This window comes from Verrucomicrobiota bacterium (genome assembly GCA_019247695.1).
In the GTDB taxonomy this organism is placed as follows: Bacteria; Verrucomicrobiota; Verrucomicrobiia; order Chthoniobacterales; family JAFAMB01; genus JAFBAP01.
Genome location: JAFBAP010000100.1, coordinates 1 through 16,427 on the forward strand (window position 1 = coordinate 1; position 16,427 = coordinate 16,427).

The window sequence follows — 16,427 nt, forward strand, 5'->3', positions numbered from 1 at the left end:
AGGAATGGTACGCAAACCTGCAAGAGGTCACCGCAGAACTCGAAGCCCGGGGTGCCCGTTGCCGGCCGGTCCTGCTGGATATCGAAGAAATCAAGCAGTACTGCCGGGAACAGGGGGTTCCCAACAATGGCGCCGCGCGTGCGTCCCTGGCGGCCCGCAGAGCACAGCAAGATATCTGGTAACGCTCTTACCACCAGAGGGTGGCGCTTATGTCCCGGGCAAAAAATCTCACGGTGAAAGCGTTTGCCGAGGAATTGGAAGCCCGGCTGAGCGCCATGACGGTTGAGGATCTGCGCCAACTGGTGCGCGACATGGCCCAGGAAGTGACGCCGCCCGGCCGGCGTCCATTTCTTCAACGGTTGCACCCGCGGGGATCGACGGCATGCCACAAGCGGAAAATGTCACAAATTCAGGGGGGAGTCGCGGTTTTGAGCCGATTGGAACCGCCGTTTCCGACGTGGTTGTGCCGGGGTTTGCCCCGGAGGGGCACCTGATTTCAGCGCGGCATTTGCCTAAAATCAGCCGTCCCTCCGAACGCCGGGCGCCAAACCGCGAACTTTGAACTCTTCCTCTTCTCGCCGTGGTCGCCGTGTTCCGCCGCGGCGCCGTGTGAACTCTATCGCCGTGCCCGTCGTGTGACCGTGGCCGCTGCGTGACGGGAAAAGCTTGCCATGGAAATGAAAAACAGATTCATATTCTGTTATGAAATTAGTTCGTTTCCATCGATGCGGCGATGCCCGGGGCCGTGACGGCTGGTTGCTCCTGCTGGGTTGGGTGGCCATTTTCCTTTTCCCGCTCGTCCGTGAACTGAAAGCGGAACGGCCGGTGACGTTCGCCCATTATAACCTCGAAAATTACCTGGTGATGGACCGCAAGGAGCACGGCCAGATCGTTCACGAAGCCAAGCCGGACGCGGAGGTCGGCCCGCTGATCCGGATCATTCAGCAGATCCACCCCGACCTGCTTGGTGTGGCGGAGATGGGGCCGCCGGATCAATTCCGGAGTTTCCGGGAACGGCTGGCGGCGGCCGGCGTCAGTTTTGCGGACGAAGAGTACGTGCAGGGCGCCGATCCGGACCGGCACCTGGCGTTTCTCAGCCGGTTTCCGATCGTGGCCCGGCATTCGCAAGGGAACGTGCCGATTGATATGCCGATGCCGGAACGGCCGGAGGCGATGCGGCGCGGTTTGCTTGACGTCACCGTCGAAGTCAACCCATCCACCCGGATCCGCCTGGTCGGCGCCCATCTGAAATCCAAACTGCCGATTCCCGAAGGGGAAGCCCTGGTTCGCCGGGCTGAGGCGCAGAAGTTGCGAGAGCACGTCGAAGCGATCCTGCACGAGGCGCCTGACACGCTGCTGCTCGTTTACGGGGACCTGAACGACACGAAAGATGCGCCGGCGATCGCCGAAGTGGCCGGACCCCGCGATGATCCCGCCGCCCTGTCCGACCTCTGGCTGGCTGATGCCGACGGAGACCGTTGGACTTACTATCGGCGGTACACCGACACTTACGCGCGCATCGACTATATTTTCGTGAACCGGAAGCTTTTCCCCAAGGTGGACCGGACGCGGAGCTACCTTTTCCGGTCCCCGGAGTGGAACCGGGCAAGCGATCACCGGCCGCTGATTGCCTGCCTGCAGCTGGACCAGTGACGGCGCATCTTCCCCTTGCGCCTTGCTCCGGGCAGCCCTAATTTCCGGTTCCGTCCCGGCGCCGTCAGGCTTTGAAATTGCTGCCCGGGACGGTTTCAGTGCCGAGCGATCACTTATGGCCAACACCGTACTTGTGGGTGCCCAATGGGGGGACGAAGGGAAGGGCAAGGTCATTGACTATTTGACGGAGAATGTGGACGTCGTGGTGCGCAGCCAGGGGGGCAACAACGCCGGTCACACCGTCGTGGTCGGCGCTCAGAAATACATCTTACGCCTGATCCCGTCCGGCATTCTGTGGAAGGGAAAGCTCTGCATCATCGGTAACGGGGTGGTGATCGATCCTCTGGCGCTCTGGGAAGAAATTTCGGAACTGACCAATCAGGGGGTGAAGATCAACTCGAAAAACCTCTTGATCAGCGAGTCGGCCCACGTGGTTTTCCCTTATCACAAGATCCTCGATGAGTGCCGCGAGTCCGCCCAGGGCAAGGACAAGATCGGCACCACCAAGCGCGGCATCGGTCCGGCTTACGGCGACAAGGTGGCGCGGGTCGGGATCCGATTTATCGACCTGACCCGGCCGGAGACGTTTGAAGCCAAGGTCAAAAAGCGGATCAAAGACGTGAACCGGCAGCTGCGGGAGTACGGCGCCCGGCCCGTCAGTGCCAAAAAGATCATCGCATCTTACCTGGAAGCCGGGGAACGTTTGCGGCCTTTCATTACCAGCACCGTACTGGCGGTTCACCGGGCGATGGCGGCCGAAAAAGAGATTTTGTTTGAGGGTGCGCAGGGCACATTTCTTGACATCGACCACGGGACGTACCCGTACGTGACGTCATCAAACACGACGGCCGGGGGTGCATGCACCGGGGCCGGCGTGCCGCCCAACCGGATAAACCGCGTTGTCGGGGCGGTAAAAGCTTACACGACGCGGGTGGGGGAGGGCCCTTTTCCGACCGAGCACGACCCGTTGGCGGACCGGCTTCACTCGATGGGCCGCGAATTCGGGTCGGTGACCGGCCGCGAGCGCAGGTGCGGCTGGTTTGACGCGGTGGCGACGCGGTACGCGGTGATGATTAACGGGATCGACGAGTTGGCCGTGACGAATCTGGACGGGTTGGATGGTGTTGATCCCCTGAAAATCTGCACGGGGTACCGTTCCGGCGGCCGCCGGTTGGAGTACCCGCCGTCGTGCGTGCAGGACCTGGCCCGCTGCGAGCCGGTTTACCTCGAGATGCCGGGATGGAAAGCACCGACGAGCGAGGCGCGCAGCTTCAATGACCTCCCGCGCCAGGCACAAGCTTACCTGCACAAAATGGCCGAACTCTCGGGAACCAGACTCCTCCTGGTCGGCGTCGGCCCGAGTCGCGCGCAGACCATCCTGGTCTAGAGCGCCTTCACCAGCGGCCCGGCCAGCCGATCTAAGCTGGGCAAGACAGACATGCTCCTTACTTCCCAAACCAAACTTTCTCCGGCGGAACCATCGGTGCGCAGTATTCCTAAACACGTTGCGGTGATCATGGACGGCAACGGACGGTGGGCCAAAGAACGGGGCTGGCCTCGTAGTCGTGGTCACCTGGAGGGAGCGAAAGCGGTCCGCGAATGTATGCAAGGGTGCCTCGACCTGGGCATCGAATACCTGACCTTGTACGCATTCTCGATGGATAACTGGCAGCGGCCGAAAGAGGAGGTCGACACCTTGATGGGGCTGCTGAAACGGTTCCTGAAAGAGTACACCCGGGAGATGCAACGGCACGGGGTACGCGTTCAGGCGATCGGCCGGCTATGGGAACTGCCTGAGGATTGCCAGGAACAACTCCGGGTAGCGATTCGCACTACTGCGCACAACACGCGCCTGACCACGATCCTGGCGATCAACTACAGCGGCCGCGGCGAGATCATCGACGCCGTCAAGCAGGTGCTGGCGGACGTCGAGGACGGGCGGCTGCAGAAAGAGCAACTCGACCCCGAAATTTTTCAGCGGTACCTGTACACGTCCCGCTGGCCTGACCCTGATCTGCTCATTCGAACCTCCGGCGAGATGCGGGTCTCGGATTTCCTGCTTTGGCAGGTGAGTTACACCGAATTTATCAGCCTGCAAAAATACTGGCCGGACTTTACCCGCGAGGACATGCGGCTGGCGGTGGAGGCGTTCATGAAACGCCAACGGCGGTACGGCGGTATTTAGGCTTGGTGGAGGCACGCGCGTGCCGTTTAGATTTAGCCAGGGAGGCATCGGATCTGGCTGTCGTTTTTTTCCCTTTCTGTTCAGCTTGGGACTTGGCAGCGGCGCCAATCTGCGGCATGCTGTGGGACGATTGTTTTCTTTATTTTCTTTAATGAGGGTAGACAGCCGCGGATCCACCGTTTCACGGACGACCGGCACGGGCCGGCAGCAAAAGGGGCTTAAAGGGGTTTGGCCGGCGCACGTTTCCCAGGCCGATCGGGGCAGGTAGTCACACTCCCGGAGGAGACGTTTCCTACTTGGACCAACTGCGATGCAGACAATTTTAATAGTCGATCCTGAAACCGATTTTCTTGAATGGGCGCAGAACCAGCTTGAGACGCCGAGCACGAAAGTCCTTACCGCGACCACGGCCGACGAGGGTTACAAGATCTACATCAGCGAAAATCCGGACCTGCTGATTTCCGAGACGCACCTGGTGCCGTTCAGCGGCCTGGAACTTTTGGCGCGCGTCCGGCAAAGGGACTCGAATGCGCTGGTGATTTTGATGAGCGCGTTCGGCACGACCCAATCGGTCATTGAGTCGATGAAGCTGGGGGCATTCGATTATCTGCGCAAGGAGTCGCTCCCGTTCAACCTCAAGCCGGTGGTGGATGCCGCGTTGACGGCGCAGGCGGAGATGCGTCTGGCCACGGCGTTCAAGCCTCAGCTGACGGTCGAGCAGTACCAGGACAGCCTGGTCGGCCAGTCGCCGCCGATGCAGCAGGTTTTCAAGATGGTCGGGCGCGTCTCGCACAGCGATGCGCCGGTGATGATTACGGGTGAGAGCGGCTCGGGCAAAGAGCTGGTGGCACGTGCGATCCACCATTACAGCAACCGGAGCAGCCAACCGTTCATCGCGATCAATTGCGCGGCGATTCCGGAGAACCTGCTTGAGAGCGAATTGTTCGGGCATGAAAAAGGGGCGTTTACCGGGGCCTCATCCCAGAGGATCGGGCGCTTTGAACAGAGCGATCGCGGCACGCTTTTTCTGGACGAAATCGGGGATATGCCCCTGACGGTGCAAAGCAAGATCCTGCGGGTGCTGCAGGAGAGTGAATTCTCGCGGGTCGGCGGGAACGCCACGATCAAGACGGATGTGCGGATCATTGCGGCGACCAACAAGACCCTGGAGCAGGAAGTTGCCAAGAAACAGTTCCGTGAGGACCTTTTTTACCGTTTGAATGTGGTGCGCATCCACCTGCCGCCCCTGAGGCAGCGGCGTGAGGACATCCGGCTCCTGGCGGAATATTTTCTGAAGAAGATCGCCACGCATAAACACCTGCCGCAGCTGACGCTTTCGTCTGAGGCGGTCAAGGTGCTTGAGGAGTACCCCTGGCCCGGCAACGTGCGCGAGCTGGAGAATACAATTCAACGCGCCTGCGTGCTGGCGACGGGCGACGTGCTTTTGCCGAAAGACCTTCCCCTCGGGGACGCCAGCACCAAGGTTGACGCGGAACCGCCGGCCGTTGCGCCTCGGGGAACGCACGACGCCAAGCCGACGTTGGAAGCGGCGGTGGAAATCCTGCTCGATGCGGCGTCTTCCGACCACACCCTGCAGTTGCTGCCGTGGTTGGAACGGGAGTTTACCCTTTTTGCGATGAAACGCACGCGGGGCAACCAGGTGAAAGCGGCCAAGCTTTTAGGGGTGACGCGTGCAACGTTACGCAAGCGGATAGAACGCTACGGCATCACCAAAGAGTTGAATTTTCAGTGATCCAGTCTCCGCGGACGACGTTCCGGTGTGACGGCCAGGGTTGAGGTGGGGCCGGGCCGGGCGTCGTATCCGGTCTGAACGAATGGAGAACGTGCTTTTACAGACGGTGCAAAGGATTGCATCCGGGGAGCCGCTGGCTTCGCGCCTTCGGCAGCCCGGCCCGGTGACGCTGGAACACGTGTGCTCCGCCGCCCAGGGGTTTGTGGTTGCGTGCGCAGCCCACGAGCGTCCGTTGCGCGCGGTGTGGGTGGTTTGCCCGGACCCGCGCCGGCAGGAAGAAATCTTCAACGCGCTGTTGAACTGGCAGATCAACCCCCTTTTCCTGCCGGAGTTGGAAATCCCGGCCGTGCCGGACGCTGTCCCGGACCCGGAGATTCTGGCCGAACGGCTGGAGCTGTTGCAAAAAGTGGCGGAAGGCAAGCGCTTCGTGGTGGTTCTGACGCTGCAAACGCTGGGAGACCAGGTGCCCGCGCCGCAAGAGCTGACGAGGCAAACCAGGATTTATCAACGGGGCCAGGTCATCAACCGGGACGCCTTCGTGGCCGAGTTGATTGAAGCCGGGTATGAGCAGGTGCCGCAGGTGAATGGCCGCGGCCAGTTTGCGGTGAGGGGCGGGATCCTGGACGTCTTTTCCGCCCAGCACGCGACGCCGGTCCGGATAGAATTGTTCGGGGACGAGATCGATTCGATCCGCGCCTTCGATCTCGACGAACAGACTTCGATTCAGGTCCTGGAGCGTTGCGAGATTCTCACGGGCAACCCCGATGGTGCGGAGACGGTTTGCGTGCGCGATTACATTCGGTCCGGCGATCTTACCGTCGATGTCGAGGCCGGCTGGGAAGAGGCAGCGGTCCGCGTTGCGGCAGGGACGTTGGCATCCGGGGAAATCGAGGATTACAGCACGGCGTTCTACCCTTCGGGGTTCGAGACGTTTGAGGCGGGCGATTTCCTGGTGGAAGAGCACAAGCGGGAGGCGGCGCTCAACCAACTGCGGCGCTGGCTGGCTGAGCGCTGGGAAGTGCTGGCCATTTGTCACAACGAGGGTGAAACCGAACGGCTGCGCGACGTCCTAAACGACAACGAGGTGGACGTCGAGTCGATCCGGTTCGTCGTGGGCAACCTCGATCACGGATTTACTTTTCCCGGCAGCCGCCTGGCGGTGCTCTCGGACTCCGAGATTTTCGGGCGCTATCAGAGCCCGAGCGCACGCCGTCTGGCGCTGCGCCGGGCCAGACTCCGCGGGGGCCGGGCCCCGATCGACTTCAGCGAACTGGCTCCGGGCGACCTGGTGGTGCACGTCGAGTACGGCATCGGCAAGTACCGGGGTGTACAGGAACTTGACCAGCAGGGCACGCAGCAGGAAGTGGTCGTGCTCGAATTCGCCGATGACGCCCGTTTGTACGTGCCGTTCGAGCAGGCATACCTGATCTCGCGCTACGTCGGGATCGGCAGAAAATACCCGCCGCTCAGTAGCCTGGGCGACCAGCGATGGGCCAAAGCGAAGAAGGCGGCCGAGACGGCGGTGTTCGATTACGCGGCCCGGCTGCTGTCGGTCCAGGCGGAGCGCCATACCCTCAGCGGTTTCGCATTTCCGCCCGATACCAAGTGGCAGGCTGATTTCGAAAGCGCGTTCCTGTACAAAGAGACCGGTGATCAGTTGCGCGCGATCGAGGCAACCAAGCACGACATGGAATCGGAGCAGCCGATGGACCGGCTGATCTGCGGCGACGTCGGTTTCGGCAAGACCGAAGTAGCCATTCGTGCCGCGTTCAAAGCCGTCATGAGCGGCAAACAGGTGGTGATGCTGTGTCCGACCACCGTGCTGGCCCAGCAGCATTTCAACACTTTTCGTGAACGGATGTCCGATTACCCGATCAAGATCGGCATGCTGAGCCGGTTTTTGTCGACGCGGGAGCAACGTGAGACGTTAGCGGGCGTGCGAAACGGCGACATCGACATCGTGATCGGAACCCTTCGGCTCACGTCGGGCGACGTGGGGTTCAAAGACCTGGGCCTGGTCGTGATCGACGAGGAACAGCGGTTTGGCGTCCGGCATAAAGAACGGTTCAAGGAACGGTTCAAGCTGGTCGATGTGCTGACCTTGTCGGCGACGCCGATTCCGCGAACGCTTTACCTGTCCCTGGTGGGGGCGAAGGACATGTCCATCATCGAAACGCCGCCGCCCAACCGGCTCCCGGTTGAAACCATCGTTTGCGGGTACGATGAGCGGGTGATCCGCGATGCCATCCAGCGCGAATTGCATCGCAAAGGGCAGGTGTTTTTCTTGCATAACCGGGTGCAATCGGCGGAGCGGGTGCGTGAGCGCATCCAGCATCTTTGTCCGGGCGCGCGGGTCGACATCGGGCACGGGCAGATGGAGGAGCAGGATCTCGAAGAGGTGATGGAGCGTTTCGTGCGGGGAGAAACGGACGTGCTGGTCTCGACGACGATCATCGAGAGCGGGTTGGACATCCCCAACGCCAACACCATCATCATCGACCGGGCTGACCAGTTCGGCCTGGCGGACCTTTACCAGCTGCGAGGCCGGGTCGGACGCGCCCAGCACAAGGCTTATGCGTTTTTGCTCCTGCCTCGGGAGATCATGACCGTCGGCGCCGCGCGGCGCCGGGTAAATGCGATCAAACAGTATTCGGGACTGGGGGCGGGTTTCAAGATCGCCATGCGCGACCTTGAGATCCGGGGGGCCGGCAACATCCTGGGCACGGCCCAAAGCGGGCACATCGTCAACGTCGGTTTCGACCTCTACTGCCAGCTCCTGCAGCAGGCGGTCGATAAGCTCAAGGGCGGCAAGCGCGGCCGGGCGCAACCGCACGCCGACGCCCTGGTCCGGTGCGACTTCGTGGCCGTGAACGAAGCCGAGTACCTCCGGAACCCGTCGGAGCTCGTGCCTGCGTTTATCCCCGCCGATTACGTCTCGCAGCCGCAAATGCGGATTCAGGCGTACAAGAAACTGGCGCAGGTTACGTCCAGGGAACAGCTGGACCAACTGGGGAAAGAATGGCGCGACCGTTACGGGCCGCACCCGCCGGCCGTGCGTAACCTTCTGCTGCTGAATGAGATCAAGCTGGCGGCTGCGCACCGGAAGATCGTCCGGGTCGAGGTCAAGGAGAACAAAGTCATGATGACGCGGGGCGGCGATTACATTCTGATCGGAAACCGGTTTCCCCGCTTGACTTCAGCGGATCACCAAAATAATCTGCCCGACTTGTTGTCCCTTGTCAGCCGACTGTCCTAAGATGATCAAGATGATCAAGCCCGCCCGGTTGTTATGCGTCGCCGTTGTCGTTGCCTGCCTTGGCAGGCTTCCCGCCCTGGTTGCAGGTGATCCCGAGGTGATCGACGGCATCGCCGCGATCGTTAATAAAGACGTTATCACGTTCTCTCAGGTGCAGGAGGTCTCCGCATCGCAAGAGCAGTCGTTCCGCCAGCAGTACAGCGGTGCGGAGCTCATCACCAGGATCAAAGAAGCCCGGTTAGCGGCGCTGCGAGATTTGATCGACCGGCAATTGATCCTGCAGGAGTTCAAGAAAAAAGAATTTCATCTGCCGGATTATGTGATCGAGGATCACGTCCAAAACATCATCCGGACGGATTTTTCCGGAGACCGGCAAGCCTTTGTCCGGACGCTTAACGCCCAGGGCTATTCGTTGAACAAGTTCCGCGACAATGAGCGCGACAAGATCATCGTGCAGGCGATGCGGCAGAATAATGTGAAGGGCAATTTTCAGGCGTCGGACCAGCAGGTCGAAGAGTATTACAACGCCAACAAACAGGAATTTGTGACGCCGGCACAGGTTAAGCTGCGCATCATCGTTTTGAACGCCGACCCGCTCGACCCGAATTCGCTGACGACGACGCGACAGATGGCTGACGATCTGCGGGAAAAGGCCCGGAACGGTGCGGATTTCGCCACGCTGGCCAAGACTTATTCGATGGACGGCACCGCTGAGAGCGGGGGCGACTGGGGTTGGGTGGATGAAAAGACGCTTAACCAGGACCTGACGAAGGTGGCGTTTGCGCTTTCACCGAAACAGGTAGGGCCGGTCGTTCAGATCGGTGATTCCTATTACCTCCTGTACTGCGACGACAAGAAACCGTCCAGCTTCATTCCTCTGGCTCAGGTGAAGGAAACTATCCAGCGTAAGTTGGAACAGATGCGCCGGCAGCAGGCTACCCAGCGCTGGATCGACGGTTTGCGCGAGAAGGCCTACATCAAGATCTTTTAGGCATTCCCCCGCATGGGGACGCTCTGGCGCAAGTACGGCAAGGTGTTCGAGATCGGGCTGCAGAACACCTTTGTCTATCGTTGGAACTTTTTCTTACGCGCCTGTTTCGGCCTGTTTCCGCTGGTCGGAACGGTATTTGTCTGGGGAGCCATTTTCGAGGCCAAGGGTTCCGGCATCAACAACTTCGACTATGGCTCGGTCGTCTTTTATTTTCTTCTGGTCATCGCCCTGGACAGCCTGATCACGCCGACGGATGACGAATGGCAGGTCGCACGCGACATCCGCGACGGGATGATCAACAACTTCCTGGTCAAACCGGTCAATTACCTCGTTTTCCGGTTCTGCCTGTTCGCCAGTAACCGGATTCTCTACACGATTGTGACCATCCCGGTCCTGTTCGGGATCTTTTTTTTCTTCCGCCGTTATCTGCAGTGGCCAAGCCACCCGGAAGTATGGCTTTGCAGCAGCATCAGCGTGGTGATGGCAGCGCTGCTTCAATTCCTGATATCGTTTTGCGTCGCGATGATAGCATTCTGGATGCTGGAGATCTCGACGCTGGTTCTGATCCTTTACTCGTTTGAGTACTTCCTCAGCGGGCACCTTTTCCCGTTGGGGTTGTTGCCGGTATGGATTCAGCGCTTGCTGGCGTGGTCGCCGTTCCCATACGAGTTGTATTTCCCGATCGCGATTTTCCAGCAGAAGGTAACAGGTCCGGCCATTTACCAGGGACTCGCGTTGCAAGCGGCCTGGACGTCGATCATGGCGGTGGCCGCGAACGCGCTCTGGTACCGGGGTCTGCATAAGTACCAGGCTGTTGGAGGGTAACGCGTAACGGGTAACGGGTAACGGGTAACGGGTAACGGGTAACGGGTAGCGGGTGAGCGGCCACGGCGGCTGGGGCGGGCACAACGACGGAGTTCACACGGCGAACACGGCGGACCACGGCGAACACGGCGGGAAGATCAAATCATCCGCAGAACACGCAGAAAAGAGATAAACCATCCACAGATTACGCAGATTACACAGATTCAAGGCATCTGAATCCCTGCTGCGTGTTTCTGGACGCCCTTCTCTGCGTTCATTTGCGTGTTCTGCGGATGATTTGATCTTCCCGCCGTGTTCGCCGTGTTCGCCGTGGCCCGCCGTGTTCGCCGTGTGAACTCCGTCGTTGTGCCCGCCCCAGCCGCCGTGGCCGCTCAGCTCTGGACGACGACGGGACGGCGGTGGATCCAGATACTCTGCACAATGCCGAGCCCGAAAAAGATCAGGACCAGGAATGAGCCGCCGTAGCTGATCAAAGGCAGCGGAACGCCGGTGATCGGCGTCACGGAAATGTTCATCCCGATGTTCATGAAGACGTGGGTGAACATGAGGGCGACGAGTCCCACACAAACGAGCCGGCCGAGCTCATCAGGGGCACACGCGGCGATCAGAAGGCCGGTCAGGAAAAGCACCGCAAAGGCAATGAGGAGCGTTACGCCGCCCACAAAGCCCAGTTGTTCGGCGATGGCCGAGAAGATAAAGTCGGTGTGGACGATGGTGGACGGCAGAAAGCCCATCTGCACCTGGGTGTTCGGCGCCGTAAACCCTTTACCGTAAAAGCCGCCCGAGCCGATGGCGATGAGGGCCTGGTTGATGGTCCAGGCGGCGCCTTGCTGGTCGTAGTCCGGGTTGATAAACGTCGTCAGACGATCGCGCTGGTACGGTTTCAGACCGAAGTTTGCCACCACCGGGACCAGGGCAACGGCGACGATGATCATGACGATCAAGTACCGCTTTGGAATCCGGCCGATAAAGAGAAGGGCCATGATCATGGGCAATTGAACGAGGCATTCACCCAGGTCGGGCTGGATCAGGATCAAGAGAAACGGGGGCGCAACGATCGCGCCGCAACTCAGGATGCGCCCCACCGTAGGCCAGAACCCGACCCAATCGGAAGTGTTGGCAATGAGCCAGGAGAGCAGCAGCAGCATCGAGACGATGGCGAGCTGGGCGGGTTGAAAGCTGATCGGGCCGAGGTCCAGCCAGCTTTTTGCCCCGTAAGTCGTACGGCCGATGAAGTGGGTCAGGATCAAAAACCCGAGTCCCCCCAGGTACATGATGAGGGGAAAGATAATGTTGTAAAGCCAGCTCCGGTAATCGACCAGCGAGGTGATGAAGTACAGGGCGATGCCGATTGCGAGGAAAACCGCCTGGCGACGCCACATTTCGACGAGGTAGCCTTCCGCGCGCATGTACGTGGCGCTGTAAATGGCCATGATACCAAAGATGCCCAAGGCGATCGCCAGGACCGTGAGCAGCCAGTTCATCCCGATAAGCTTGCGAAGGAAGAGATTCATCGATACGCGATGGGAAACATTAGTGCGGCGTTCACCAGGCCGGTACGCTGTCCAGAAGCTTCCTAGTGTATTCGGTCCGGGGCGAAGAGTAAACCGCCGAAACCGGACCCGCTTCAACCACGCGGCCGCGCTGCATGACCACGACGTGTTCGCTGAGGTGCTCGACGACGGCGAGGTCATGGGCGATGAAAAGGTAAGCGAGTCCGAGTTGTTCCTGCAGGTCCTGCAACAGGTTCACGATTTGCGCCTGCACGCTGACGTCGAGCGCGCTGACCGGTTCATCGCAAACGAGCAGTTCCGGTTCTACCGCGAGGGCTCGGGCGATGCCGATCCGCTGGCGTTGGCCTCCGCTGAATTCATGCGGCAAGCGGCGCCGGTGATCCGCTTCCAGCCCGACCTTTTCCAGGAGCTGGATGACGCGGGCACGCCGCTCGTCCCGGCCCCAGCAGGGGAAATGGATGCGCAGCGGTTCCGCGACGATCGCCTCGACCGTCCATCGCGGGTCCAGGGAACCGTACGGATCTTGAAACACCATTTGTACTCGTTTTCGGTAAGGGCGGAAGGCCGGTTCCGGCATGTTGGTCACGTCCGCCCCGTCGAAATAAATCCGGCCGCTGGTCACTTTTTCCAGGTTCAACACGGCTCGTGCCACGGTGCTTTTGCCGCTGCCGCTTTCGCCGACGAGGCCGACCGTAGAACGGGGCGGAACCGAAAAGGAGACGTCGACGGCCGCCTTGATCCACTCGCCTGCACGCCGGCCAAACGTGGTCCGGACCGGGTACCAGACGTTGAGCCGATCGACCTCGAGCAAATTTACGCTCACGCGGTCTGCCGGAAATACGCGGTCAACGGGCTGGTCGCTTCCGCCTCAAGTTCCTGAGCCGGCAGCCCGCTTTCAAATGCGAGGCGACCCGCCTCCACCCCTTGACGAAAAGCCGTCGCCATCGTCACCGGGTCATTCGCCACGGCAATCGCGGTATTGACGAGGACGGCGTCCGCCCCCATTTCCATGGCCTCCGCGGCGTGGCTGGGCGCTCCGATCCCGGCATCGACGATGACGGGAATCTGGGCCTGCTCGATGATGATGCGGATCTGATCCTTGGTCCGGAGCCCTTGATTGCTGCCGATGGGGGCTCCCAGCGGCATCACCGTGGCCGTTCCCACTTCTTCCAGCCGCTTGGCCAGCACGGGGTCCGCGTTGATGTAAGGCAGGACGGTAAAACCTTCCGCCACAAGAACTTCAGCGGCCCGGAATGTCTCGATCGGATCCGGCAGCAGGTGGTGGGGGTTGGGGTGGATCTCAAGCTTGATCCACTTGGGCAACCCTGCGGAAGCCGCCAGGCGCGCCAGGCGAACGGCTTCTTCGGCGTTCATGGCTCCGCTCGTGTTGGCCAGCAGCAGGTAACGCTTCGGATCGATGAACTCCAGAATATTTGCGTACGGATCTTTCTTACCGGAGAGGTCCGCCCGCCGCAGGGCAACGGTGACGATCTCGGTGCGGCTAGCTTCCAGGGCGGCTGCCATAAGGTGATTACTGGCGAATTTCCCGGTGCCAAGGAGCAGCCGGGAACGAAACACCCGGTCAGCAATCCTTAAATCCTGCGACGGCGAATACATAATCGAAACAAGAACCCACAATAAACGGCGATGTTCTTGCACCGCAAGTAGTCGATTTTAGATTTGAGCAAGTGGACGCGTCCAAAGACGACATTACAAACCTCAGCGGCAACCTGCTGGTGGCGCACCCGGCATTACGTGACCCGAACTTTCGCCGCAGCATTCTTTTCATCTCAGCGCATGGGGCTGAGATCGGCGCCTTGGGAGTAATCATCAACCGCCCGACCAATCTTTGCCTGGCCGACCTGGCGACGTCCGAAATGGCGGACGGGCTTGAACGGGTGGCCGTTTTTCACGGCGGCCCGGTCGGTTCGCAGGACGTCTCGCTCCTCTGTTTCCGCTGGTTGAAAGAAAGCATGGTGGTCCAGGCCAACGTCGGGGTTGAAGAAGCCGCCGCGGTGCTTCGAGCCGGATCGGGTGAGATCCGGGCGTACCGGGGCTATGCCGGCTGGAGCCCGGGCCAGCTTGAATCGGAGCTGCAACAACATGCCTGGATCGTGCTGCCGGCCCAGCAGGAGGTGTTTGCCGAGGTAAACGACGGGCAGCAGCTCTGGTACCGCACCGTCAGCAGGCTCGGGCCCGCATTTCATCTGCTGGCGCAGGCACCCGATGATCCCTCCCTCAACTGAATCGGACCGGAACCCGCGTCCCTTCGGGGCCGAAAACGGCGATTCGGCCAGCCGCGCGGGCAAGGTTAACTCACATCGAACGTTATCGTTGTAATCCGGATGAAGATCGGTCTTCCCAAAGAGATCAAGGAGCAGGAGCATCGGGTCGCGATGCTGCCGTCCGTTGTGTACGGTCTGGTGAAGCTCGGGCACGAAGTTTTTGTCGAACGCAATGCGGGCATCGGTTCAGGCTATCCGGACGAGGAGTATGAACGTGCCGGCGGCACCCTGGTCCCGGACCATGAGGAAGCTTTTCAACGGGCGGACCTGGTGGTCAAGGTCAAGGAGCCGCTGCCGCCGGAGTACCCGTTGCTGCGTCCGGGGCAGATCCTCTTTACCTACCTTCATCTGGCGGCCAATAAACCTTTAACGGAGGCCCTGCTCCGGTCCGGCGTGACGGCGGTGGCCTATGAGACGGTGGAGGTTAATCGCCGTCTGCCTTTGCTGGAGCCGATGAGTGAGATTGCGGGGCGCATGTCGATCATCGTCGGGGGTTACTTCCTGGCCAAACACAACGGAGGTAAAGGCGTGCTGCTGGGAGGGGTTCCGGGCGTGCTGCCCGGCAACGTGGTGGTCATCGGCGGCGGCACCTCCGGCGTGAACGCGGCGAGGATGGCGACGGGGCTGGGCGCAGAGGTGACGATTCTGGAAGTTGACGTGGAACGCATGCGCTTCCTCGACATCACGATGCATACGGCGCACACGTTGTATTCGAACGAGGCGCACTTGCTGGAGATGCTGCCGCGCACGGATCTGCTGATCGGCGCGGTGCTCGTTCCCGGGGCGCGCGCGCCGCAGTTGATCACGCGGAAAATGTTGCGACTGATGAAGCCGGGAAGCGTGCTCGTGGACATTGCGATTGATCAGGGAGGCTGCTGCGAAACGTCCCGGGCTACCACGCACCATGATCCGGTTTACGTCGAGGAAGGTGTGATCCACTATTGTGTCGCCAACATGCCTGGGGCGTACGCACGGACGGCAACCCAGGCCCTGACCAATGTGACCGCGCGTTACCTGGAGTTCATCGCGGAAAGCGGCCTGGAAGGCGCGATCCGCAAACTGCCCGGGCTGCGCCAAGGCATCAATATCATGGATGGCAAGCTCTCCAATCAGGCGGTGGCGACCGCGCATGGGTTACCATTTACGCCCGTACCGATTTGATGCTGCGACCGAACGACGTGCCGCGCAGGCTCGACACCGCGATCCCCGGCCTGCAGCTTGTACCGCTCGCCGACGGCGACGCCGAGGAGTTATTTGCGCTGACCGCAGCGAACCGGGCTCACCTCCAGCGCTGGCTGCCGTGGGTCAACGATGTTCGTTGCGTGGCTGACTCATCGATGCATGTCCGCAACGGGCTTGAACTGCGACGGCTGGGTCTGAGGCTGGATTATACGATCCGGCTGCACGGCCGCGTGATCGGCACCATTGCTTACCACGTTCTGCAGCCCGCCAATCGGCTCGGGATGATCGGCTACTGGCTGGCGCAGGACGCAACCGGCCACGGCTACATGACCACAGCCGTCCGGCATCTGGTTGAATACGGGTTCGTTGATCTGGCCCTGAACCGGATCGAGTTGCGGGTCGCCGTCGGCAATTGCGCCAGCCAGAAAATCTGTACCCGCCTCGGGTTCAAGGAGGAGGGGGTGTTACGGGAAGCGGAATGGCTCCACGATCATTTTGTGGATCTGCGGGTAAATGCGCTGCTGCGGTCGGAATGGGAACGGGGGACCGGTCGAGTGCCGGGGCAAATGCCACAAATGCCACAAGCGGAAAATGCCACAAATGGAAGAGGGGAGAATCACACGGCGCCACGGCGGAACACGGCGAGCCACGGCGGGAAGATTAAATCATCCGCAGAACACGCAGAACAACGCAGAAAAGAGAAAACATCCACAGATTACACAGATTGACACAGATTAACGGCACACGGCGGCCACGGTGGAAGAGAGCGGGCACAACGTAAGA

Annotated in this window: 15 protein-coding genes; 12 read left to right on the forward strand and 3 right to left on the reverse strand. The window is 60.7% G+C overall.

Annotated features, from left to right (window positions below):
• From JO015_10950 to JO015_10990, 9 genes are all read left to right on the forward strand, one after another.
• A partial coding sequence (locus tag JO015_10950; protein MBV9999615.1) for a hypothetical protein occupies positions 1-182 on the forward strand: 182 nt, incomplete at its 5' end.
• Positions 183-233: 51 nt separating this feature from the next.
• On the forward strand, positions 234-494 hold the full coding sequence (locus tag JO015_10955) for a hypothetical protein (protein ID MBV9999616.1): 261 nt from the start codon (positions 234-236) through the stop codon (positions 492-494).
• A 208-nt stretch (positions 495-702) separates the two neighbouring features.
• Entirely contained in the window at positions 703-1,653 is a 951-nt protein-coding gene (locus tag JO015_10960) for an endonuclease/exonuclease/phosphatase family protein (GenBank protein ID MBV9999617.1), read from the forward strand.
• 115 nt (positions 1,654-1,768) lie between these two features.
• Entirely contained in the window at positions 1,769-3,040 is a 1,272-nt protein-coding gene (locus JO015_10965; protein MBV9999618.1) for an adenylosuccinate synthase, read from the forward strand.
• 51 nt (positions 3,041-3,091) lie between these two features.
• A complete protein-coding gene (locus JO015_10970; GenBank protein MBV9999619.1) occupies positions 3,092-3,838 on the forward strand; it encodes an isoprenyl transferase in 747 nt (248 codons plus the stop codon).
• Positions 3,839-4,148: 310 nt separating this feature from the next.
• Positions 4,149-5,591, forward strand: a complete 1,443-nt coding sequence (locus JO015_10975) for a sigma-54-dependent Fis family transcriptional regulator (protein MBV9999620.1) — start codon at positions 4,149-4,151, stop codon at positions 5,589-5,591.
• An 82-nt stretch (positions 5,592-5,673) separates the two neighbouring features.
• Positions 5,674-8,847 (forward strand): transcription-repair coupling factor, encoded by a 3,174-nt coding sequence (mfd, locus tag JO015_10980; protein ID MBV9999621.1) that lies wholly within the window; start codon positions 5,674-5,676, stop codon positions 8,845-8,847.
• A 1-nt stretch (position 8,848) separates the two neighbouring features.
• Positions 8,849-9,838, forward strand: a complete 990-nt coding sequence (locus tag JO015_10985) for a peptidyl-prolyl cis-trans isomerase (GenBank protein MBV9999622.1) — start codon at positions 8,849-8,851, stop codon at positions 9,836-9,838.
• 12 nt (positions 9,839-9,850) lie between these two features.
• Positions 9,851-10,663, forward strand: coding sequence for an ABC-2 family transporter protein (locus tag JO015_10990; GenBank protein MBV9999623.1), 813 nt, complete (start codon positions 9,851-9,853; stop codon positions 10,661-10,663).
• A 371-nt stretch (positions 10,664-11,034) separates the two neighbouring features.
• On the opposite strand, the gene JO015_10995 is transcribed toward JO015_10990, so the two are convergent.
• Genes JO015_10995 through JO015_11005 form a run of 3 tightly spaced genes read right to left on the reverse strand, consistent with a single transcriptional unit; the run spans position 11,035 to position 13,794 of the window.
• The gene (locus JO015_10995) at positions 11,035-12,177 is read right to left on the reverse strand and encodes a rod shape-determining protein RodA (GenBank protein ID MBV9999624.1); all 1,143 of its coding nucleotides are present in this window, start codon (positions 12,175-12,177) and stop codon (positions 11,035-11,037) included.
• A 31-nt stretch (positions 12,178-12,208) separates the two neighbouring features.
• Positions 12,209-13,000: an ABC transporter ATP-binding protein gene (locus tag JO015_11000; GenBank protein ID MBV9999625.1), complete on the reverse strand. Its 792-nt coding sequence runs from the start codon at positions 12,998-13,000 to the stop codon at positions 12,209-12,211.
• Positions 12,997-13,794, reverse strand: coding sequence for a thiazole synthase (locus tag JO015_11005; protein MBV9999626.1), 798 nt, complete (start codon positions 13,792-13,794; stop codon positions 12,997-12,999). The genes JO015_11000 and JO015_11005 overlap by 4 nt, the downstream gene beginning before the upstream one ends.
• Before the next feature lie 71 nt (positions 13,795-13,865).
• On the opposite strand from JO015_11005, the gene JO015_11010 reads away from it, so the two are divergent.
• From JO015_11010 to JO015_11020, 3 genes are all read left to right on the forward strand, one after another.
• Positions 13,866-14,423: a YqgE/AlgH family protein gene (locus JO015_11010; protein MBV9999627.1), complete on the forward strand. Its 558-nt coding sequence runs from the start codon at positions 13,866-13,868 to the stop codon at positions 14,421-14,423.
• Positions 14,424-14,522: 99 nt separating this feature from the next.
• Entirely contained in the window at positions 14,523-15,623 is a 1,101-nt protein-coding gene (gene ald, locus JO015_11015; GenBank protein ID MBV9999628.1) for an alanine dehydrogenase, read from the forward strand.
• Positions 15,620-16,372: a GNAT family N-acetyltransferase gene (locus JO015_11020; GenBank protein MBV9999629.1), complete on the forward strand. Its 753-nt coding sequence runs from the start codon at positions 15,620-15,622 to the stop codon at positions 16,370-16,372. Before ald ends, JO015_11020 begins: the two co-directional genes overlap by 4 nt.
• The last annotated feature ends 55 nt before the right edge of the window (positions 16,373-16,427 follow it).